The 21,197-nt window shown below is 70.2% G+C and carries 24 protein-coding genes; 17 read left to right on the forward strand and 7 right to left on the reverse strand.

Translation table 11 applies throughout. The features are described from left to right. Positions 1-2: 2 nt before the first annotated feature. The 10 genes from sufC (at position 3) to BJY20_RS15365 (ending at position 10,275) form a co-directional block, all read left to right on the forward strand. A complete protein-coding gene (gene sufC / locus BJY20_RS15320; protein WP_185992320.1) occupies positions 3-782 on the forward strand; it encodes a Fe-S cluster assembly ATPase SufC in 780 nt (259 codons plus the stop codon). 2 nt (positions 783-784) lie between these two features. Then, positions 785-2,065 (forward strand): SufS family cysteine desulfurase, encoded by a 1,281-nt coding sequence (locus tag BJY20_RS15325; protein ID WP_185992321.1) that lies wholly within the window; start codon positions 785-787, stop codon positions 2,063-2,065. Further along, positions 2,065-2,535: a Fe-S cluster assembly sulfur transfer protein SufU gene (gene sufU / locus BJY20_RS15330; protein WP_185992322.1), complete on the forward strand. Its 471-nt coding sequence runs from the start codon at positions 2,065-2,067 to the stop codon at positions 2,533-2,535. Before BJY20_RS15325 ends, sufU begins: the two co-directional genes overlap by 1 nt. Continuing rightward, a complete protein-coding gene (locus tag BJY20_RS15335; RefSeq protein WP_185992323.1) occupies positions 2,532-2,861 on the forward strand; it encodes a metal-sulfur cluster assembly factor in 330 nt (109 codons plus the stop codon). The genes sufU and BJY20_RS15335 overlap by 4 nt, the downstream gene beginning before the upstream one ends. A 13-nt stretch (positions 2,862-2,874) precedes the next feature. After that, a complete protein-coding gene (locus tag BJY20_RS15340) occupies positions 2,875-3,438 on the forward strand; it encodes an acVLRF1 family peptidyl-tRNA hydrolase (RefSeq protein WP_185992324.1) in 564 nt (187 codons plus the stop codon). 105 nt (positions 3,439-3,543) lie between these two features. Further along, a complete protein-coding gene (locus BJY20_RS15345) occupies positions 3,544-5,142 on the forward strand; it encodes an ATP-binding cassette domain-containing protein (protein WP_185992325.1) in 1,599 nt (532 codons plus the stop codon). Between the two features lie 95 nt (positions 5,143-5,237). After that, positions 5,238-6,890 carry a nitrite/sulfite reductase gene (locus BJY20_RS15350; protein WP_185992657.1) on the forward strand — a complete coding sequence of 551 codons (1,653 nt, stop codon included), beginning with the start codon at positions 5,238-5,240 and terminating at the stop codon, positions 6,888-6,890. After that, positions 6,887-7,624 (forward strand): phosphoadenylyl-sulfate reductase, encoded by a 738-nt coding sequence (locus tag BJY20_RS15355; protein ID WP_185992326.1) that lies wholly within the window; start codon positions 6,887-6,889, stop codon positions 7,622-7,624. Before BJY20_RS15350 ends, BJY20_RS15355 begins: the two co-directional genes overlap by 4 nt. A 10-nt stretch (positions 7,625-7,634) precedes the next feature. Next, positions 7,635-8,282, forward strand: coding sequence for a sirohydrochlorin chelatase (locus BJY20_RS15360; RefSeq protein WP_185992327.1), 648 nt, complete (start codon positions 7,635-7,637; stop codon positions 8,280-8,282). An 82-nt stretch (positions 8,283-8,364) separates the two neighbouring features. Next, positions 8,365-10,275 (forward strand): ABC transporter ATP-binding protein, encoded by a 1,911-nt coding sequence (locus BJY20_RS15365; protein WP_185992328.1) that lies wholly within the window; start codon positions 8,365-8,367, stop codon positions 10,273-10,275. Between the two features lie 4 nt (positions 10,276-10,279). Here BJY20_RS15365 and BJY20_RS15370 read toward each other — a convergent pair whose 3' ends face one another. Genes BJY20_RS15370 through BJY20_RS15380 form a run of 3 tightly spaced genes read right to left on the reverse strand, consistent with a single transcriptional unit; the run spans position 10,280 to position 11,540 of the window. Next, entirely contained in the window at positions 10,280-11,050 is a 771-nt protein-coding gene (locus BJY20_RS15370; protein WP_185992329.1) for an SURF1 family cytochrome oxidase biogenesis protein, read from the reverse strand. Continuing rightward, positions 11,050-11,262, reverse strand: a complete 213-nt coding sequence (locus BJY20_RS15375; RefSeq protein ID WP_185992330.1) for a hypothetical protein — start codon at positions 11,260-11,262, stop codon at positions 11,050-11,052. Before BJY20_RS15375 ends, BJY20_RS15370 begins: the two co-directional genes overlap by 1 nt. Further along, positions 11,259-11,540: a DUF3099 domain-containing protein gene (locus tag BJY20_RS15380; protein WP_343062942.1), complete on the reverse strand. Its 282-nt coding sequence runs from the start codon at positions 11,538-11,540 to the stop codon at positions 11,259-11,261. The genes BJY20_RS15375 and BJY20_RS15380 overlap by 4 nt, the downstream gene beginning before the upstream one ends. Positions 11,541-11,684: 144 nt before the next feature. Between BJY20_RS15380 and fabG the strand changes: the two genes are divergently transcribed. After that, on the forward strand, positions 11,685-12,395 hold the full coding sequence (gene fabG, locus BJY20_RS15385; protein ID WP_185992331.1) for a 3-oxoacyl-ACP reductase FabG: 711 nt from the start codon (positions 11,685-11,687) through the stop codon (positions 12,393-12,395). Positions 12,396-12,442: 47 nt separating this feature from the next. Further along, positions 12,443-13,198: an enoyl-ACP reductase FabI gene (fabI, locus tag BJY20_RS15390; RefSeq protein ID WP_185992332.1), complete on the forward strand. Its 756-nt coding sequence runs from the start codon at positions 12,443-12,445 to the stop codon at positions 13,196-13,198. Between the two features lie 84 nt (positions 13,199-13,282). Here fabI and serB read toward each other — a convergent pair whose 3' ends face one another. Next, positions 13,283-13,978, reverse strand: coding sequence for a phosphoserine phosphatase SerB (serB, locus tag BJY20_RS15395; RefSeq protein WP_185992333.1), 696 nt, complete (start codon positions 13,976-13,978; stop codon positions 13,283-13,285). Between the two features lie 10 nt (positions 13,979-13,988). After that, on the reverse strand, positions 13,989-15,239 hold the full coding sequence (glgC, locus tag BJY20_RS15400; RefSeq protein ID WP_185992334.1) for a glucose-1-phosphate adenylyltransferase: 1,251 nt from the start codon (positions 15,237-15,239) through the stop codon (positions 13,989-13,991). Positions 15,240-15,345: 106 nt separating this feature from the next. On the opposite strand from glgC, the gene glgA reads away from it, so the two are divergent. Then, positions 15,346-16,542 carry a glycogen synthase gene (gene glgA / locus BJY20_RS15405; protein ID WP_185992335.1) on the forward strand — a complete coding sequence of 399 codons (1,197 nt, stop codon included), beginning with the start codon at positions 15,346-15,348 and terminating at the stop codon, positions 16,540-16,542. Between the two features lie 7 nt (positions 16,543-16,549). On the opposite strand, the gene BJY20_RS15410 is transcribed toward glgA, so the two are convergent. Next, entirely contained in the window at positions 16,550-17,305 is a 756-nt protein-coding gene (locus tag BJY20_RS15410; RefSeq protein ID WP_185992336.1) for a hypothetical protein, read from the reverse strand. 38 nt (positions 17,306-17,343) lie between these two features. Here BJY20_RS15410 and BJY20_RS15415 point away from each other — a divergent pair, with 38 nt between their 5' ends. From BJY20_RS15415 to BJY20_RS15430, 4 genes are all read left to right on the forward strand, one after another. Further along, positions 17,344-18,129 (forward strand): ABC transporter ATP-binding protein, encoded by a 786-nt coding sequence (locus BJY20_RS15415; protein WP_185992337.1) that lies wholly within the window; start codon positions 17,344-17,346, stop codon positions 18,127-18,129. Positions 18,130-18,203: 74 nt separating this feature from the next. Beyond that, the gene (locus tag BJY20_RS15420) at positions 18,204-18,977 is read left to right on the forward strand and encodes a TSUP family transporter (protein WP_185992338.1); all 774 of its coding nucleotides are present in this window, start codon (positions 18,204-18,206) and stop codon (positions 18,975-18,977) included. Next, positions 18,974-19,699 (forward strand): TSUP family transporter, encoded by a 726-nt coding sequence (locus BJY20_RS15425; protein WP_185992339.1) that lies wholly within the window; start codon positions 18,974-18,976, stop codon positions 19,697-19,699. The genes BJY20_RS15420 and BJY20_RS15425 overlap by 4 nt, the downstream gene beginning before the upstream one ends. Positions 19,700-19,708: 9 nt before the next feature. After that, positions 19,709-20,518 (forward strand): TrmH family RNA methyltransferase, encoded by an 810-nt coding sequence (locus tag BJY20_RS15430; RefSeq protein WP_185992340.1) that lies wholly within the window; start codon positions 19,709-19,711, stop codon positions 20,516-20,518. Between the two features lie 6 nt (positions 20,519-20,524). Here the strand turns inward: BJY20_RS15430 and BJY20_RS15435 are convergent, their stop codons facing one another. Then, positions 20,525-21,061, reverse strand: coding sequence for a YbhB/YbcL family Raf kinase inhibitor-like protein (locus BJY20_RS15435; RefSeq protein WP_185992341.1), 537 nt, complete (start codon positions 21,059-21,061; stop codon positions 20,525-20,527). Between the last annotated feature and the right edge of the window lie 136 nt (positions 21,062-21,197).

Raw genomic sequence — 21,197 nt, forward strand, 5'->3', positions numbered from 1 at the left:
ACATGGCAACGCTCGAGATCACGGACCTGCACGTCAGCGTCGACACCGAGGAGGGCTCCAAGGAGATCCTCAAGGGCGTCACGCTGACCCTGAAGTCCGGTGAGACGCACGCGATCATGGGGCCGAACGGCTCCGGCAAATCGACCCTCGCTTACTCCATCGCGGGTCACCCCAAGTACACGGTCACCTCCGGGTCGATCACCCTCGATGGCGAGGACGTGCTGTCGATGAGCGTCGACGAGCGCGCCCGCGCAGGGCTCTTCCTCGCGATGCAGTACCCCGTCGAGGTTCCCGGCGTCACGGTGAGCAACTTCCTGCGCACCGCCAAGACCGCCATCGAGGGCGAGGCGCCGAAGCTGCGCCACTGGGTCAAGGACGTGCGCTCGACCATGGACGAGCTGCGCATGGACTCCACGTTCGCCGACCGCAACGTCAACGAGGGCTTCTCCGGTGGCGAGAAGAAGCGCCACGAGATCCTCCAGATGGAGCTGCTGAAGCCGAAGTTCGCCGTCCTCGACGAGACGGACTCCGGCTTGGACGTCGATGCCCTGCGCGTCGTCTCCGAGGGGGTCAACCGGGTGCAGGGCAACACCGACTCCGGTGTCCTGCTCATCACCCACTACACGCGGATCCTGCGCTACATCAAGCCTGACCGGGTGCACGTCTTCGTCGACGGCCGCATCGCCGACCAGGGCGGAGCGGAGCTCGCTGACCAGCTCGAGGCCGAGGGTTACGACCGCTACGTCCCGACGGGGGAGCCCGCCGCGTTCACCGGGGCGTGATGATGACCGAGCAGCTGATCCCCGACACCGAGCTGGCGGCCCTGCGCGACCAGTTCCCGATCCTCGGGCGCAGCGTGCGCGGGGGCAAGCCGCTGGTCTACCTGGACTCGGGGGCGACCTCGCAGAAGCCGCTGGCGGTGCTGGACGCCGAGCGCGAGTTCCTCATCACCGCCAACTCCGCGCCGCACCGCGGTGCCCACGCGCTCTCCGAGGAGGCCACCGAGGCCTACGAGCAGGCGCGTGCGGACATCGCCGCCTTCATCGGTGCCGCCGAGCGCGAGGTCGTCTTCACCAAGAACGCCACCGAGGCGCTGAACCTGGCGGCCTACGCCTTCTCCAACGCGCTGGTGGGGTCCCCCCTTCGCGTCGGTGAGGGGGACGAGATCCTCATCACCGAGGCGGAGCACCACGCCAACCTGGTGCCGTGGCAGGAGTTGTGCCGTCGCACCGGCGCGACCCTGCGTTGGATCGGGGTCACCGAGGACGGCCGTCTCGACATGGACCAACTCGAGGGCATGGTCACCGAGCGCACCAAGGTGATGGCCTTCACCCACGCCTCCAACGTGCTCGGCGCCATCAGTGATGTCTCCCGCTTCGTCGCAGCGGCGAAGTCCGTCGGCGCGATCACGGTCCTGGACGCCTGCCAGTCGGTGCCCCACCTACCGGTGGACGTCACCGAGCTCGGCGTGGATCTGATGGCCTTCTCGGGCCACAAGATGTACGGACCGAGTGGCATCGGGGTCCTGTGGGGCCGCTACGACCTGCTCGACCAGATGCCGGCCTTCCTCACCGGCGGCTCGATGATCGAGATCGTGCGGATGGAGGGCAGCACGTACATGGCCCCACCGACCCGATTCGAGGCCGGTGTGCCGATGACCAGCCAGGCCATCGGTCTGGGCGCTGCCGTGCGCTGGATGCGCGAGATCGGCGTCGAGCGCATCGCCGCCCACGAGCAGGCCCTCACGGCCCGGCTGCTGGAGGCGATCGCAGCCCGTGACTGGGTCCGCCTCATCGGGCCTGCGGACACCGTCCACCGGGGCGCCGCGGTCAGCTTCGTCGTCGACGGCGTGCACGCGCACGACGTCGGCCAGGTCCTCGACGACCACGGCGTGGCCGTGCGCGTCGGTCACCACTGCGCCTGGCCGCTGCACCGCGCCTACAAGGTCGCGGCCACCACGCGCGCCTCGATGGCCGTCTACAACACCCCGGACGAGATCGACGCCCTCGTGGACGCCCTCGACACCGTGCCCGGCATCTTCGGCGTGGACCGGGGGGCTGCCTGATGGACCTCTACCAGGAGCTGATCCTCGACCACTCGAAGCGCCAGGTCGGACACGGCTTGCGCGAGGGGCACCAGGCCGAGGTGAACCACGTCAACCCGACCTGCGGCGACGAGGTCACCCTGCGGGTGCACCTCGACGGCACCGGACCGGGCGCGACGATCACCGACATCTCCTACGAGGCGATGGGCTGCTCGATCTCGATGGCGAGCACCTCGATCCTCGCCGACGAGCTGACCGGTGAGACGATCACCGACGCCATGGAGATCCACGCCGCGATGCGGCAGATGCTCACCAGTCGCGGCCAGGACAGCGGCGACGAGGAGGTCATCGGCGACGGCGTCGCCCTGGCCGGCGTCGCGCAGTACCCGGCTCGCGTGAAGTGCGCGCTGCTAGGCTGGTTGGCCCTCACCGACGCCCTGGTCCAGGCAGGCGTCGACGTCGCAACAGAATCCCAAGGAGAGAGCGCATGACTGCCCAGGCACCGACCCCGACAAATGTCGCAGACGTCGAAGAAGCGCTGCGTGACGTCGTCGACCCCGAGCTCGGCATCAACGTCGTCGATCTCGGCCTCGTCTACGGCATCACCGTCGACCCGCAGAACCACGCAGTCGTCGACATGACCCTCACGTCTGCCGCCTGCCCCTTGCAGGACGTCATCGAGGATCAGGTCGACTCTGTCCTGACCGACCTGGTCGCGGGTATGCGGATCAACTGGATCTGGATGCCGCCGTGGGGTCCGGACAAGATCACCGACGACGGCCGCGAGCAGCTGCGAGCCCTCGGCTTCAACATCTGATCAGCCACACCCGATGACCCGCATCATCGAGGTCGATGCCCATCGCCTCGAGAAGTGGGTCGACGGCTTCGCGGCCCGGCACGACGGCGTCACCTCCGCCGTCGAGCCGGGCCGTGTGCTGCTCGTCGGCGGTGACGGCACCCGTGCGGTGGGGGAGACCTTCGAGCACGAGCGGATCGGCCTCGTCCTCGTGCGTCGTGGCGGTCATGCCGTCGGTGTCGACGAAGGGGGTGAGCTCACCTCGCACAAGTGCGGCACCCGGTACGTCCAGTCGCGCACGAAGGCGGGTGGCTGGAGCCAGCAGCGCTACAGCCGCCGACGGGGCAACCAGGCCGACTCGGTCGTCACCACGGTGGCCGAGCTCGCGTGCAAGCACCTGCCGCCGGGGCGTGTGGACGCCCTCGTGCTCGGTGGGGATCGCAAGCTGGCTGAGCAGGTGCTGACCGACCCGCGGCTGGCCCACCTGCGCGACCTCGAACGACGCACCCTGTGGAATCTGCCCGACCCGCGTCTGTCCGTGCTGAAGGATGCCGCGAGACGGGCCCGGGCCGTGCGCTTGACGCTCGACGACGAGTAGCCATCGGGTCCCGGCCCGCGGCGATGCGCACGGATGCGGGAACGCGATGGTGCGCGACCTACACTTGGCGCCGCACCCCCTTCGACATCTGCAGGAGAACCACCCGTGATCACAGCAACCGGGATCGAGCTGCGCGCGGGCTCCCGGATCCTTCTCGAGGGCGCGACCTTCCGTGTCGCGCCGGGCGACCGGGTCGGTCTGGTCGGGCGCAACGGTGCCGGCAAGACGACCCTGACGAAGGTGCTCGCCGGCCAGGGCCAGGCGGCGTCGGGCGAGGTCAGCTCCGGTGGTGGCATCGGCTACCTGCCCCAGGACCCGCGCACGGGCGACCTGAGTGTCACGGCGCGTGAGCGGATCCTCTCCGCCCGGGGCCTGGATCAGATCGTCACCGACCGTCGTACCGCAGAGAGGCGGATGGCGAGTGCGGACCCCCAGACCCAGGAGCGGGCGATGGCGCGCTTCGCCCGGCTGCAGGAGGAGTTCGAGGCCGTCGGCGGCTACGCGGCCGAGTCGGAGGCAGCGAGCATGGCCTCGGCCCTGGGCATCGACGAGGACCGCCTCGACCAGACCCTCGAGACGCTCTCCGGTGGTCAGCGGCGGCGGGTGGAGTTGGCCCGGATCCTCTTCTCCGGCAACGAGACCCTGCTGCTCGACGAGCCGACGAACCACCTGGACGCCGACTCCATCGCGTGGCTGCGCGAGCACCTGAAGAACTACAAGGGCGGGCTGGTCATCATCAGCCACGACGTCGAGCTCCTCGAGGTGGTCGTCAACCGGGTCTTCCACCTCGATGCCAATCGGTGCGAGCTGGACATCTACAACATGGGGTGGAAGAACTACCTGCAGCAGCGTGAGACCGACGAGCGCCGTCGCAAGCGTGAGCTGCAGAACGCGCAGAAGAAGGCCGGCGCCCTGCTGGAGCAGGCGGACAAGATGCGCGCCAAGGCAACGAAGGCCGCCGCCGCGCAGCAGATGATCAAGCGTGCCGAGAAGATGCTCGCGGGGGTCGAGGGGGAGCGGGTCAGCGACAAGGTCGCCAAGCTGCGCTTCCCGGACCCGGCCCCGTGCGGGCGGACCCCCCTTCGCGCCTCCGGCCTGTCCCGCTCCTACGGGAGCCTGGAGATCTTCACCGACGTCGACCTGGCGATCGACCGGGGGAGCAAGGTCGTCGTGCTCGGCCTCAACGGTGCCGGCAAGACGACCCTGCTGCGGATGCTCGCCGGGGTGGATGCGCCGGACACCGGTCAGGTCGAGCCGGGCCACGGGCTCAAGGTCGGCTACTACGCGCAGGAGCACGAGAACCTCGACGTCGACCGGTCCGTACTGGCCAACATGAAGTCGGCCGCTCCGGACCTCGGTGAGACCGAGGTGCGCAAGGTCCTCGGGTCGTTCCTCTTCTCCGGCGACGACGTCGACAAGCCGGCTGGGGTGCTCTCGGGCGGGGAGAAGACCCGCCTGTCGCTCGCCCTGCTCGTCGTCTCCAGCGCCAACGTCCTGCTGCTCGACGAGCCGACGAACAACCTCGACCCGGCCAGCCGTGAGGAGATCCTCGGTGCCCTGTCGACGTTCAAGGGCGCCGTCGTGCTCGTCACCCACGACGAGGGGGCGGTCGACTCGTTGGAGCCGGAGCGGATCCTGCTGTTGCCGGACGGCATCGAGGACTTCTGGAATGCCGACTACCGCGACCTGGTGACCTTGGCCTGAGCCCGGGCAGGGTCACCTCACCATTCACGGAGTGAGACGTCATAACCAAAGGTTATGCAATGCATAAGTAGCACCGTAGGGTGCGTCATGTGACTGTGACGACCCGACCCACCCGCACCAAGGCCACCGGCGCCTGGGCCGACGGCGACCGGACCCCGTTGAACCACAACGAGGCGTTCAAGCAGGAGGATGACGCCCTCAACGTCCGCCAGCGGATCATCGACATCTACGCCCAGCAGGGTTTCGACTCGATCCCCCACGACGACCTCACCGGTCGATTCCGCTGGATGGGCCTGTACACGCAGCGCAAACCCGGCCTCGACGGGACGCACACCGGCGAGGACGACGTCGGCGACAGCCGGTTCATGATGCGCATCCGCACCGACGGCGGGAAGCTGAGCACCGAGCAGGTGCGCGTCGTCGCGAGGATCAGCCGGGACTTCGCCCTCGGCAGCGCGGACGTGACCAACCGGCAGAACGTCCAGCTGCACAACGTGCAGATCGAGGACGTGCCCACCATCTGGGAGCGGCTGGAGACCGTCGGGATGATCACGACCGAGGCCTGCGGTGACTGCCCGCGGGGGATGCTCGTCTCGCCCGTCGCGGGGATCGAGAAGGACGAGATCATCGACGGCACCCCGGCCGTGGCGGAGATCCGTCGCCGCTGGATCGGCCACCCCGACTTCTCCAACCTGCCGCGCAAGTACAAGACCGCGATCTCCGGCTCGCCCCGCCACGACGTCGCCCACGAGATCAACGACATCTCCTTCGTCGGCGTCGTCCACCCCGAACTCGGCCCGGGTTTCGACGTCTGGGTCGGTGGGGGGTTGTCGGTCAAGCCGATCCTCGCCGAGCGACTGGGCGTCTGGGTGCCGCTCGAGGACGTCCCCCGGGTCTGGCACGGGGTCACCTCGATCTTCCGCGACCACGGCTTCCGCCGGCTGCGCAACAAGGCCCGGCTGAAGTTCCTCGTCCAGTCCTGGGGCCCCTCGACGTTCCGCGAGGTGCTCGAGACCGAGTACCTGGGTCATCGACTCCAGGACGGGCCCGCTGCGAGCGTGCCGGCCGGTACCCGCCGCGACCACGTGGGCGTCCACGAGCAGAAGGACGGCAACGTCTGGGTCGGCACGACGACCATCGGGGGCCGCATCGGCGCGGACGGTCTCGAGGCCCTCGCCGATCTGGCCGAGGGTGTCGGGAGCGAGCGCGTGCGCCTCACCCCACACCAGAAGATCCTCGTCCTCGACGTCCCGCCCGACCGGGCGGAGCGCCTCGTGGCGGACCTGAAGGAGATCGGTCTCGAGGCCTTGCCGAGCGAGTGGCGTCGCAACGTCCTCGCCTGCACCGGTCTGGAGTACTGCAAGCTCGCCCTCACCGACACCAAGAACCGCGCGCGCTGGACCGTCGAGGAGCTGGAGAAGCGTCTTCCGCACATCGACATCCCCTTCAGCATCCACATCAACGGATGCCCCAATGCCTGCGCGCGCAGCCAGGTCGGGGACGTCGGCCTGAAGGGCATGCTCGAGAAGCTGGCCGACGGGTCGTTCCGGGAGGTCTTCCAGGTGATCCTGGGTGGGTCTCTGGCCGAGGACTCAGAGCTGGGCCGCAAGACCCGCGCGCTGAAGGTCGCCGCCGACGACCTGCCGGACTACATCGAGCGGCTCGCCCGGACCTACCTCGACCAGCGCGAGCCCGGGGAGTCCTTCCACACCTGGGCACGCCGGGCCGACGAGGACGACCTGCGGTGAGCACGACGGCGCCCACCGACCTGCGGCATCTCGCCGCGCAGGGCACATCTCTTCTCGGCGACCTGGCGGACGAGCTGTCGGGCACCTACGAGGGGAGGGTGGAACTGGCTCGTCGTGCGCTCACATGGGCGGATGGGGCCTTCGGCGCCGGCCTGACCGTCGCCAGCTCGATGGGTGACGAGGTCCTCGTCCACCTCGTCGGTACGACGCTGACCGACACGGACGTGTTCTTCCTCGACACCGGGTACCACTTCGTCGAGACGTTGGGGACCCGCGACGCGATGGACGCGATGCTGCCCCTGCGCATCCGCACGATCCTGCCGCGGCTCAGCGTCAGCGAGCAGGACGCCGAGCACGGGCCGAACCTGCACGACCGGGACCCGAACCTCTGCTGTGCCATGCGCAAGGTCGAGCCGCTCAACCGTGCCCTGGCCGACCGGGACGCGTGGGTGACCGGCATGCGCCGTGAGGACGCGCCGACGCGGACCGACATCGATGTCGTGGGCTGGGACGAGCGGCGCGGGATGGTCAAGATCAACCCCCTCGCGGGGTGGAGCCACGACGACGTCGAGCGCTTCGCCACGCAGGAGGCGGTTCTCCTGAACCCCCTTCGCCGCAGTGGCTACACCTCGATCGGGTGCGCCCCGTGCACCCGGCCGGTCGCCGAGGGCGAGGACCCGCGCTCCGGTCGCTGGTCGGGGCAGGACAAGACGGAGTGCGGGTTGCACACGTGAGCGGGCAGGCATGACCACCGTCCTGCTCGCCCACGGCTCTCCGGACGCCCGGCACGCACGCGCCCTCGAGCGGCTGCGCGAGCGTGTCTGCGGCCCTCTCCTCGCGGCCGGTCACGGCCCGACCGTGCTCGCCTACATCGAGCACGACGCTCCGAGCCCGGCCGAGCTGGGACGGTGGCTCTCGGGTCAGGTGACCCTCGTGCCGATGCTCATCACGCCGGCGTTCCACGCACGGGTCGATGTCCCGGCGGCTGCCCGCCACCTCGCCTCCCTCGGTGCGAGCGTCCGTTCGGCGGCAGCGCTGGGTGGGCACGACCTGCTGCTGGCCGCGGTCGAGGAGCGCATCCGGGGGGCAGGGCACGACCCGGGGGCGCCGACCCTGCTCGTCGCCGGAGGATCCAGCTCCGGTGAGGCGGCGGCGAGCCTGTCCCGCCTCGTCGCCACCGGCGCCCGCCCCACGTGGGCGACGACCACCCTCAATGCGCCCCGGCTGGGTGCGGCGGTCGGTCGCACCGTGGTGCCGCTCGTCCTCGCCGAGGGCGTCCTCCACGACAAGGTGGCCGCCTACGCCGACGAAGGGGGATCCCCCTTCGTCCGGGGTGGGCTGGCCGAAACCCGGGCGGTCGCCGACCTCGTCCTGCAGCGCGTCCTGACCTGAGCACAAGGCACCGGGGGAATCTCCCACGCCCGCCCACGGTTGACCCTCTCGGGAGCAGCCGACGGCAGGAGGACGCAGAAGGATGTCGATGAACAACGCGTGGGGTCTCATGCGCTCCATGAGCCGCGGGGACGAGGTGACCTCGACCCCGCTGCCGCCGGGCACCGCCCGTCGGGTGCTGCGCTACGCGAAGCCGTTCACGCGCACGATCCTCGCCTTCCTCGTCCTGGTCTCGCTAGGATCTGTCACGGTCGTCGCCGTCCCGCTGCTGCTGCAGCGTCTCATCGACGACGGGGTGATCCCCGAGGACCGTCAGGTGGTCATCACCCTCTCGCTGCTCGTCGCCGCCATCGCGATCGTCGAGGCCGTGACCACACTCGTGCAACGCTGGCTCTCGGCGCGCATCGGCGAGGGCCTGATCCACCACATGCGCACCGAGGTCTTCGAGCACGTCCTGCACCAACCGATCGCCTTCTTCACCCGGGCCCAGACCGGCGCACTGGTCAGTCGGCTCAACAACGACGTCATCGGCGCGCAGCAGGCCTTCACCACGGTGCTCTCCTCCGTGGTGAGCAACGTCATCTCGCTCGTCCTCATCCTCGTCGCGATGTTCTCCCTCTCCTGGCAGCTGACGCTCGCCGCCCTGGTGCTCGTCCCCTTCTTCATCCTCCCCGCCAAGCTGATGGGGCGGCGGCTGGCGTCCCTCTCCGGCGAGCAGATGAACCTCAACGCCGAGCTGGGCACCCAGATGACCGAGCGCTTCAACGTCGCCGGGGCCCTGCTGGTGAAGATCTTCGGTCGACCCTCGCGCGAGGTGGCCGAGTACGACCTGCGCGCCGCGCGGGTGCGGGACATCGGCGTGCGGATCGCCGTCAACCGGGCCGTCTTCTTCGTCACCATCACCGCGCTGGCCTCGCTGGCGACCGCGATGGTCTACGGCTTCGGCGGCATCATGGCGGTCGAGGGCACGATGACCGTCGGGACGCTGCTGGCGCTGGCCGCCCTGCTGGCACGTCTCTACGGGCCGCTGACCGCGATCTCCAACGTCCACGTCGACATCCTCACCACGCTCGTCTCCTTCGCCCGCCTCTTCGAGCTGCTCGACATGCCCTCGAGCATCACCGAGAAGCCAGACGCCCGGCCCCTCCCGCAGGGCGAGGCACTGTCGGTGGAGCTGGACGACGTGCACTTCACCTACCCCGGGGCCGATGAGATCTCGCTGCTCTCCCTCGATGGCGGCAGGACGGGGGACCGCGGTGGCGGCGAGCCGGTCCTGCGGGGCGTGGACCTGCGGGCGGAACCCGGACAGCTCATCGCGCTCGTGGGCCCGAGCGGCGCCGGCAAGAGCACCATCACCTCGCTGGTCACCCGCTTCTACGACCCGACCAGCGGCGCCGTGCGCATCGGGGGAGTGGACCTGCAGGACGCGACGCTCGAGTCCGTCGGGGACACCGTCGGCATGGTCACCCAGGAGGCGCACCTCTTCCACGACACCATCCGCAGCAACCTCGCCTATGCCCGACCCGATGCCACCGAGGAGGAGATGATGGCTGCACTCGACGCCGCCCAGGTCCTCCCGCTCGTCGCGGCACTACCGTCCGGGCTCGACACCGTCGTCGGCGATCGTGGGCACCGTCTCTCCGGTGGGGAGAAGCAGCGCTTCGCCATCGCGCGACTGCTGCTGAAGTCCCCGGGCGTGCTCATCCTCGATGAGGCGACCGCCCACCTGGACAGCGAGTCGGAGATGGCCGTCCAGCGCGCCCTGGACTCCGCGCTCGAGGGGCGCACCGCGATCGTCATCGCCCACCGGCTGTCGACGATCCGCGCGGCAGACCAGATCCTCGTCGTCGACCAGGGACGGGTCGTCGAGCGGGGGACCCACCAGCACCTCCTCGCGCAGGGCGGCCTCTACGCGACGCTCTACGCGACGCAGTACGACGGGCCGGTCGCCACCTCGATGGCGCCGGAGCAGGACAGCATCGAGATCGGCTGACGGATCAGCCGTCCTCCTCGTCCCAGATGCGCACCTTCTTCTCGCGGGGGGCCCGGCCCGTGTCCGACTCCGCCTCCCGGCGCAGCGCCATGCCGTAGAAGATGAAGGCGGCCGGGCCGACGAGCCACCACTGGATGGCGTAGGCCATGTGCGGTCCGGTGCCGGTGTCCGGCACCTCAAGCGGCGCGGGACGGGTCACCGACGGATCCTCGGACTCCAAGGAGACGTATCCGCCCAGGACCGGCCCACCGACCCGCTGGGCGACCTCTGGCAGGTGGACGCTGGCGATCTGCCCGGCGGGCATGTCCCGCCCCAGGTCCGGCTCACTCGGCAACGCCCAGCCGGTGACCGTGACCGTACCCTGCGGCGGTGGCGGGACCTCGGGGGCGACGTCGGCCCCCTTCGGACTGTTGATCACCCAGCCCCGGTCGACCACCAGCCGCTGACCGTCAGCCAGGCGAAGGGGGACGAGCACCTCGTACCCGTAGGTGCCCTCGAGCGGGCGGTTGCGCACGAGCAGCTGCTCCTCGGGCAGGTACTCGCCGGTGGCCGTGACCTTCGTCCACTGGCGTTCGGTGGGCAGCGACTGCTCGGTGAGCACGTCGGTGACGGGCACGGGATCGGCCCCGTAGTGGGCCTCGATCCGGTCGGCCCGGGCGGCCTTGTCCTCGTACCGGGACCACTGCCACTGACCGAGCCACGTGCACACCAGGGCGGCCAGGACGGCGAGGGCGAGCCACCCGAGCCATCTCGGGGTCCACAGCAGGCGCAGCATCAGCCGGCGTCAGCCGGGATCTCGTCGATCCCGCAGGTCCGGACCGGGAAGCCGCGGACGGACAGGTGGTCGCGCAGCACGTGCTCGTGCTCGTCGCAGGCGAGCCACACCTTCTGGCGGGACTCGTCGTGGATGCGGGGGTTGCGCCACAGCACCGCGCGGGTGGCGGTCTCCCGGCACGCCTTGCGGCTGCACACCAGGTCCTCGTTCATCGTGACCCCAGCTGCTTGTGCTCGTGCTGCCCGGCGGGGGTGTCGATCGCGTTGACGCCCCGCGGCCGGACGGCGTTGACGAGCACGACGGCGACATACGGGAGCACCACCGCGAGGGCGACGCAGGTCCAGCGCAGCCATCCCTCGAAGAAGTAGGCGCCGATGAAGCAGGCGGTCCGCAGGGCCATCGTCCACAGGTACTGCCGCATCCGTCCGGACTGCTCCTCCTGGAGCGTGACCGGAGCGGTCGTGACCGACGGGACGATGGAGTGTTGCACGTCTTCGAGGATACGCCCGGACCCTGCGCGCGCCCCCGTGGCCCCGGGGTTCGTTTGGGTCTACCGGCCGGTAGTGCTCTAGCGTCATTCCCGTGGTGATGTGACCCACATCCGTCCAGCAGAAGATCGACGTGAGGAGAGGCGATGACAGCACGCCGCGTGCTCGTGACCGGGGGCAACCGGGGGATCGGCGAGGCCATTGCCCGACGGATGCAGTCCGACGGGCATCAGGTCGTCGTGACCTCCCGGTCCGGCGAACCCGTCGACGGCCTGCAGGTCGTGTCCTGCGAGATCACCGACAGCGACTCGGTGGACTCGGCCTTCGCCGAGGCCAAGGAGCGGCTCGGAGGCGACGTCGAGGTGCTCGTCGCCAACGCGGGGATCACCAAGGACACCCTGCTGATGCGCATGTCCGACGACGACTTCTCCTCGGTCGTCGACACCAACCTGCACGGCACCTTCCGCTGCGTGCGCCGCGCCTCGACCGCCATGGTCAAGGCGCGCTTCGGGAGGGTCATCCTGCTCTCGAGCGTGGTCGGGCTCTACGGCTCACCGGGCCAGGCGAACTACGCGGCATCGAAGTCGGGTCTGGTCGGGATCGCCCGGTCGATGACGCGCGAGCTCGGTGCGCGGGGCATCACGGCCAACGTCGTCGCGCCGGGCTTCATCGAGACCGACATGACGGCAGAGCTGCCCGAGAAGACCCGCTCCGAGTACCAGGCCGCCATCCCGGCCAAGCGATACGGGCAGGCCGACGAGGTCGCCGGTGCGGTCTCCTTCCTCGCCTCCGACGACGCCGGCTACGTCTCGGGGGCCGTCATCCCCGTCGACGGCGGTCTGGGTATGGGGCACTGAATGGGCCACCGCTCGCCACAACACACCCACCTGACGAAAGGCAGCAGATGCTGACCGGCAAGACCTTCCTCATCACGGGCGTCCTCATGGAGTCCTCCATCGCCTTCCACGTCGCCAAGCTCGCGCAGGAGCAGGGTGCCCGGGTCATCCTCACCAGCTTCGGGCGCACCAGCAAGATCACCAGGACCATCGCCAAGCGCCTCCCGGTCCAGGCGCCGGTCGTCGAGCTCGACGTCACCAACGAGGAGGACCTCGCCGCCCTGGCCGACCGCATCGGTGAGCATGCCGAGACGCTCGACGGGGTCCTGCACTCGATCGGCTTCGCGCCCGAGGGTGCCTTCAACTTCCTCGAGGCCGGCTGGGAGGACGTCTCGACCGCGATCCACGTCTCGGCCTTCTCCCTCAAGGCCCTCGCCGTCGCCGCGCTGCCGCGGATGGCAGATGGCGGGTCAGTCGTCGGCCTGACCTTCGACGCGTCCTACGCGTGGCCGGTCTACGACTGGATGGGCGTGGCCAAGGCGGCCTTCGAGTCGACCAACCGCTACCTCGCCCGGGACCTGGGTCCGAAGGGCGTGCGTTGCAACCTCGTCGCCGCCGGCCCGATCAAGACCACTGCCGCGAAGTCGATCCCGGGCTTCGAGCAGTTCGAGGAGAACTGGGACGACCGCGCGCCGCTCGGCTGGGACGTCGGCGACCCGGTGCCCACCGCCAAGGCGTGCACCATGCTGCTCTCCGACTGGTTCCCCGCGACGACGGGCGAGATCCTGCACGTCGATGGCGGCGTGCACGCGATGGGTCTCTGAGCCCACGCTGGCTGAGGCGCGACGAAGGAGCCTCGAAGCCACGGCCCGAGCAGAGCCACCATCCCTCTCGCTCCGACCAATTCGTCACCTCAGCGGGTGGCCGCCTTCGTCGTCACCCTGCGGCACGGGTTCTATCCCAAGCAGGTCGAGGACATGCCGCAGGTCGCGCTCGTCGATGGCGACGTCGGCGTACTCACGCACGGTGTGCTTGGCGCAGAAGGCGACACCCAGCTGCGCGGCGGCCATCATCTGCAGGTCGTTCGCGCCGTCGCCGACCGCGACCGTGCGGTCCATGTCGACGCCCGCGGCGGCGGCGAGGCGGGTGAGGAAATCGGCCTTGGTGCCCGGGTCGACGACCTCACCGAGCACGGCCCCGGTGAGGTGGCCGTCGACGACCTCGAGGGCGTTGGCGCGCAGGGTCTCGATGCCCAGCTGTTCAGCGAGCGGGCCGACGACCTCGATGAAGCCCCCGCTGACGATCCCCACGACGTGACCGGCCTCGGTCAGCGTCGTGACCAGGGTGCGGGCACCGGGGGTGAGGCGCACTGCGGCACGGACCTGCTCGAGGACCTGCACCGGCAGGCCCGCCAGGGTCGCGACCCGGGCGTGCAGGCTCCCCGTGAAATCGAGCTCGCCGCGCATGGCGGCCTCGGTGACGGCCGCGACCTCCTCGCGGGTGCCTGCGTGGTCGGCGATCAGCTCGATGACCTCGTCCTGGATGAGGGTGGAGTCGACGTCCAGGACGACGAGGATCGGGCCCTCGCCGGGAAGTGCACACATGTCGGCAAGTCTAGGTCTCGTCGAAGACGTGTCCCTTGCCCACCACTGTGATCCCTGATGCAGTCACGTGCAGGCCACGCACTCGGTCCTCGTCGTGGTCGACGCCCAGCCGCATCCCCGCGGGCACCGACACCCCCTTGTCGACGATGACCCGGTCCAGCTCGGCGTGCCGACCGATGTCGACACCGTCGAGGAGCACGCTGTCGCTGACCCGGCTGTAGGAGTGCACGAAGACGCCGGGGGAGAGGACCGAGTTGTCCACGTGCCCGCCGGAGACGACGACGCCGGGGGAGACGATCGAGTTGGTCGCACCGCCGGCACGTTCACCGTCCGCGTGGACGAATTTCGCCGGGGGATAGGCACCCTGATGGGTGTTGATCGGCCAGTCGTAGTTGTAGAGGTTGAACACCGGCAGGATCGAGGTCAGATCCATGTGCGCGTCGAAGTAGCTGTCCATCGTGCCCACGTCCCGCCAGTAGCCGCGGTCGCGCTCGTTGGACCCGGGGACGGTGTTGTCGGCGAAGTCGTAGGCATAGGCACTACCCGTGGACACGAAGGAGGGCACGATGTCGCCGCCCATGTCGTGCGAGCTGTCGCAGGACGCCGCATCGGCTCGGATGGCGTCCATCAGCGCCTCGGTGGTGAAGACGTAGTTGCCCATCGATGCGAAGACCTCGTGCGGGGCATCGGGTAGGCCCTGCGGATCGCTCGGCTTCTCCCGGAAGGCGGTGATGCGCCGCGCGTCCTGCCCGACCTCCATGACACCGAACTGGTCGGCCGTGCCGATCGGTTGGCGGATCGCGGCGACGGTGCAGTCGGCGCCCGTCTGCAGGTGCTGGGCGACCATCTGGGAGAAGTCCATCCGGTAGACGTGGTCGGCGCCGACCACGACGACGAGGTCGGGACGCTCGTCGACGATCGCGTTGAAGGACTGGTAGATCGCATCCGCGCTGCCCATGTACCAGCTCTTGCCGCGGCGCTGCTGTGCCGGCACCGGGGCGACGTAGTGGCCCAGTGGCGAGGCCAGACGCCAGGCCTGGCTGACGTGCCGGTCGAGGCTGTGCGACTTGTACTGGGTGAGGACGATGATCTTCGCGTAGCCGGAGTTGACGACGTTGCTCAGGGCGAAGTCCACGAGGCGGTAGATCCCGCCGAAGGGGACCGCCGGCTTCGCTCGGTCGGCCGTGAGCGGCATCAGCCGCTTGCCCTCACCGCCGGCGAGGACGATGGCGAGGACCTTCGGTTGCTTTCCACCGGGCATCGGGCACTCCCTTCGTGGCTCCCTGGCGCTCGCACCACCCCGGGACCCAAGGGCGGCGCCTTCGTTCTGCTGACGAATGTAGTCGGTCGCGGCCTACGCTGGGCGGGTGCGCGTCGACATCCTGACCAAGGAATACCCCCCGGCGATCTACGGCGGTGCCGGGGTCCACGTGGCAGAGCTGAGCCGGGCGCTGCGCGAGCGTGGTGACACGGACGTGCGCGTGCGCTGCTTCGGCGACCCCCGGGACGAAGGGGGGACGACCGCCTACCTCGAGCCGGACACCCTGGCCGGGGCGAACCCCGCGCTGACGACGATGGGTGTCGACCTCGCGATGGCTGCGGACTGCGAGGGTGCGGACCTGGTGCACAGCCACACCTGGTACGCCAACTTCGCCGGCCACACCGCCTCGCTCCTGCACGGCCTGCCGCACATCGTCTCCGCGCACAGCCTCGAGCCGTTGCGGCCCTGGAAGGCCGAGCAGCTCGGCGGTGGGTACCGCCTCTCCTCGTGGGTGGAGCGCACCGCCTACGAGGGGGCGGCTGCGGTCATCGCGGTCAGTGCGGGGATGCGTGCGGACATCCTGCGCAGCTACCCCGACGTCGACCCGTCACGGGTGCACGTGGTGCACAACGGGATCGACTCGCAGCTGTGGCAGCCGGGTGAGGACCTTGACGTCGTGCGTCGGCACGGGGTCGACCCGGACCGGCCGGCGGTGGTCTTCGTCGGGAGGATCACCCGGCAGAAGGGCCTGCCCCACCTGCTGCGAGCGGCCAAGGACCTGCCCGCGGACGTCCAACTCGTCCTGTGCGCGGGGGCGCCGGACACCCCGGAGCTGCTCGCCGAGGTCGAGGCGCTCATCGCGCAGCTGCACCGGCAGCGTGACGGGGTCGTGTGGATCCCGCAGATGCTGCCCCGTCACGAGGTCATCGCCCTGCTCACCTCGGCCACGGTCTTCGCCTGCCCGTCCGTCTACGAGCCGCTGGGCATCGTCAACCTCGAGGCCATGGCGTGCGGACTGCCCGTCGTCGCCACTGCCACCGGCGGGATCCCCGAGGTCGTCGTCGACGGCGACACCGGGTGGTTGGTGCCGATCGAGCAGGTGCAGGACGGGACGGGCCTCCCCGTCGACCGGGCGCGCTTCGAGCGCGACCTGGCGCAGGCCCTCACCGACGCGCTGACGGATCCCCGGCGTGCCGCCGCACGAGGTGCGGCAGGGCGCGAGCGCGCCGTGGAGCAGTTCTCGTGGGCCAGCATCGGCGAGCGGACCATGGAGGTCTACGCCGGCGTGCTCAGCGACTCCTGACGGCCCGTCACCGCGCGGGCACCCAGCCGGCGAGGGTGGCGCAGGCGGCATTCGTCGCCTCGGCGAGTGCCTCCTCTGCATCGCGGTGCAGAGCGCGCAGGGCGCTCGCCCTCGTGTGCTCGTGGGCAGCGGAGAGCGTGCCGGAGTTCTCCAGGCCGACCGTTGCGGCGACCGAGAGGGTCGCGGCCATCCCGATGACCCGGCGCGCCCGGTCGGGTAGCTGCGGCGGCAGTGCCCAGTCGGCCCCGAGTCGGTCGTCGACGAGGTCGTGGGCGAGATCGCTCGACCAGGGGCGACCGCCGATGTCCTCGAGGTCGTCGACGGCGGCGAGCAGGCGCCGGCGCAGGTGACGCTCGAGCTGGGAGTGGTCGAGCGCCTCGATCCGGTGGACCGGGACCGGGTCGCAGTCGTGGGCGACCCAGTCGATCCGGTGGGCGGTGGCGCCCGCCGAGCCGTATGACGAGTGCTCCGGGACGAGCATCCCGCCCAGGCCCGGGACGAAGAGGGCCTCGCCCGCCTCGACCGCCGCCTGGGTGGCGACGGGACCGCACCGGGGCAGGCCGGCTGTGTGGCCGGGACCGGGGAGGGCGACGAGCACGGCCGCTTCGCCGAGGTCGCGCCACAGTCGCAGCTGCTCCTGCAGGTCCTGCGTTTGACCGACGTCCGGCAGCGCCCGAGCGAGGGCACCGGGAACTCCCGTGTCCGCGGCCCAGGCATGGGTGGACCACAGGGCGACACGGACGGAGGCAGGCAGTTCGTGCATCTCACCGATGATAGGGACCGGCGGTTAGGGTCGGGGGCATGAGTGATGTCCTCGCCCTCGCCGGTGCCACCGTGGTGCGCGGCGACACCACGCTGCTCGATGACGTCGACTGGGAGGTCGAGGAGGGGCAGCGCTGGGTGGTCCTCGGCCCCAACGGTGCCGGGAAGACCACGCTCCTGCAGCTTGCCGCCGCCCGCATGCACCCCACGAGCGGGGTCGTCGGCATCCTCGGCGAGGTCCTCGGCGCCGTCGACGTCTTCGACCTGCGCCCGCGGATCGGCCTGTCCTCGGCAGTGCTCGCAGAGCGGATCCCGAACGGGGAGAAGGTCGAGGACGTCGTCGTCACCGCGTCCTGGGGGGTTGTGGGTCGGTGGCGGGAGACCTATGAGGACCTCGACCACGGGCGGGCCCGAGATCTGCTCGACGCGCTCGGGGTCGCCCACCTGGGCCAGCGCGCCTTCGGGACCCTCTCGGAGGGTGAGCGCAAGCGGGTGCAGATCGCGCGGGCCCTGATGACCGATCCGGAGCTGATGCTCCTCGACGAGCCCACGGCCGGGCTGGACCTCGGCGGTCGCGAGGACCTCGTCGGCCGACTCGGCGAGATCGCCGCCGACCTCGAGGCCCCTGCCGTGGTCATGGTGACCCACCACGTGGAAGAGATTCCGCCGAACTTCACCGACGTGCTGCTGCTGCGCGAGGGACACGTCGTGGCCCAGGGGCCGATCGAGCTGACGCTGACCGAGGCCAACCTCTCCGAGACCTTCGGCCTCGACCTCGCGCTGGAGCAGCACGGGCAGCGCTGGTCCTCCCGCGCGCGGGTCTGACCTGCCGGATCACTCGCCGGGCCGTCCACCGAACCCGGTCCGCGCCCGTGCCCGGCGCCGTCTAGGGTGACCGGGTGTCCTGGCTGGAGATCGGTGCGGTGGTCCTCGCTGCCCTGTGGGCCGGCGGGATCAACACCCTCGTCGGGTCGGGAACGCTCGTGACCTTCCCGACACTGCTCGTGCTGGGTGTGCCGCCGCTCACGGCGAACATCTCCAACTCGATCGGTCTGGTCGCCGGTGGGATCAGCGGCACCATCGGATACCTGCCGGAGATGAAGGGCCTGGGTCGCAAGGTCCTCCAACTGGTCCCGATGTCGATCATCGGCGCGATCATCGGCGCACTGCTCCTGCTCGTTCTGCCGGCAGCGGCCTTCGCCGCCATCGTGCCCGCACTCATCGCCCTGGGCATCCTGCTGGTGGTCCTCGGCCCGCGGCTGTCGGCGTGGTCAAAGCGCCGACACCGGGAGGGCGCGGAGATCCCCGCGTGGCGCGTGGTGGCCCTCATGGCGGGTGTCTTGCTCGCTGGTGTCTACGGCGGCTACTTCGGTGCGGCCCAGGGCGTCATCCTCATCGGTCTGCTCTCGGCGCTGTCGACCGAGCGTCTCCAGGCGCTCAACGGGCTGAAGAACGTCCTGGCCACGATCGCCAACGCCGTCTCGTCCCTCGTCTTCATCATCGTCGAGCCCGACCTCGTCGACTGGCGGATCGCCGGACTGGTCGCCATCGGCGCGATCATCGGTGGCGGCCTTGGCGCCCGATTCGGCCGCCGACTGCACCCCAATGCCCTGCGCGCCGTGATCGTCGTCGTCGGCGTGGTCGGCCTGGTCAAGTTCGTCCTCTTCCCGTGACCGCCTGGCTCGACCCGACCATTCTCGCCCTCGGCCTGGCCGTCGGGCTCGGGGCCTTCGTCCAGTCCTCCATCGGCTTCGGTATCGCGGTCGTCTCGGCGCCCGTGATCGTCGTGGTCGAGCCGCAGCTGATGCCGGTGTCGCTGATGGTCTGCGCGATCTTCCTGCCGTGCGTGCAGCTCGCCAGCGGACCCCGCGAGGTGAGTTGGCGTCCCCTTGGGTGGTCGTTGGTGGCCCGATTGCTCGCCACGCCCTTCGGCGTGCTGATCGTGGCCGCGACCTCGGCCGATGCCATCGCCTTGATCGTCGGGGTGCTCATCCTGATCACGGTGGCCGTCTCGGTGCGGGCCGTGGATGTGCGTCCCACCCGGGGCAGCATGCTGGCTGCCGGCGCGATCAGCGGTGTGTCCGGCACGGCCGCCTCGATCGGTGGGCCCTTCATGGCCCTGGCGATGCAGCACGAGCCCCCGCACCGGCTGCGCTCCACCCTGGCTGTGTTCTTCATCGGAGGCACCGGCGTCAGCCTCGTGGGTCTGGCCCTGGCCGGGCAGGTCAGCACCGAGCAGCTGCAGGCCGGGCTGACGTGGTGGCCCTTCGTCGTCGCTGGGCACCTGGCTGCCGGTCCGGTGCGCTCACGACTGGACGCCAGGGTCCTGCGACGGGTCGTGCTCACCTTCTGCGTCGTGGCCAGCCTCGGCGTCATCACCCGCACGCTGCTCTAGCCTGCTCCCGTGCCGATCACCATCACCGACCCCGGCGACGAGCGTCTGCGCGACTTCGTCGGCCTCACCGACGTGCGGATGCGCCGTCTCCTCGAACCGGCCGGCGGCCTCTACCTCGCCGAGAGCGAGAAGGTCATCCGCCGCGCCCTGGCCACCGGCCACGAGCCGCGTGCCTTCCTCATGGGTGAGCGGTGGTTGGTCGACCTCGCCGACATCGTCGAGGAGGCCGAGGCGAAGGGGGTCCCGGTCTACACCGGGACGGCGGAGGTCATCGAGGGGATCACCGGGTACAACCTCCACCGCGGGGCGCTGGCGTCGATGCACCGGCCGCAACTCCCTTCGCTCGTCGAGGTGCTCGACGGCGCGCGACGCGTCCTGGTCATCGAGGACGTCGTCGACCACACCAATGTCGGCGCCGTCTTCCGTTCGGCCGCCGCTCTGGGCACCGATGCGGTGCTCGTGACACCGCGGTGCGCCGACCCGCTCTACCGGCGCGCCATCAGGGTGTCCATGGGCACGGTCTTCCAGGTCCCGTGGACGCGGATCGAGGCCTGGCCCGACGGTGTCGAGCACCTGCGCGCGGCAGGCTTCACGGTCGCGGCGCTGGCGCTGGCACCCGACGCGATCGGGCTCGACGAGCTCTCGGCCGATCCGCCCGAGCGACTGGCGCTCGTCCTGGGGACCGAGGGCGACGGCCTGGCCCGTCGCACCCTCGGCCGCGTCGACCTGACCGTGACGATCCCGATGACCGGGGTCGTCGACTCGCTCAACGTCGCGGCGGCGGGGGCCGTGGCCGCGTGGGAGTTGCGGGTGCGCTGACGCAGGTCAGGCCTGGTACGTCCCCGTGATGACTGCCCGGCCGAGCGTGTGGCCGAGGTAGGTGAAGGCCGCCACCGTGCAACTGACGCTGCCGTCGATGCCCAGGCCACCCGGCTCGGTGTCCAGCGCGTGCACGGCGAAGACGTAGCGGTGGACCATGTCGCCCTCCGGCGGGGCTGCCCCGCCGAAGTCCTGCGTGCCGTTGTCCGTCGTGGTCATGAAGGCACCCTGGGGGAGGCCTGCGCCACCCTCGGCGCCGGCACCCGCCGGGAGCGAGGTGGTGTCCGCCGGCAGGTCGACCACGGTCCAGTGCCAGAAGCCTGCCGGGGTCGGGGCGTCCGGGTCGAAGCACGAGACAGCGAAGCTCTTGGTGCCCTCCGGAGCGCCTGACCACGACAGCTGGGGGCTGCGGTTGCCGCCGGCGGCGATCTGCGCGTCCGGCAGGCTCGCGCCGTCGGTGAAGTCCTCGCTGGTGACCTCGAAGGTGGCCGTGGCGGGGAGCATCTCGTAGGGGGCTGGTGCGGTCGGTCGCGTGAAGTCCATGCTCTCGACCCTAGGAGGTTCGTCCGAGTCGGTCGAGGAGAGGCCGGGGGTCTGCCCGCGCTCGGCCCCGGATTTCATCCCCGGCGGATCGCCGTGTAAAGTTTCACGTCGTTGCCCCGGTGACCCCACCACCGGT

It is taken from the genome of Janibacter cremeus, from assembly GCF_013409205.1.
GTDB lineage: Bacteria > Actinomycetota > Actinomycetes > Actinomycetales > Dermatophilaceae > Janibacter > Janibacter cremeus.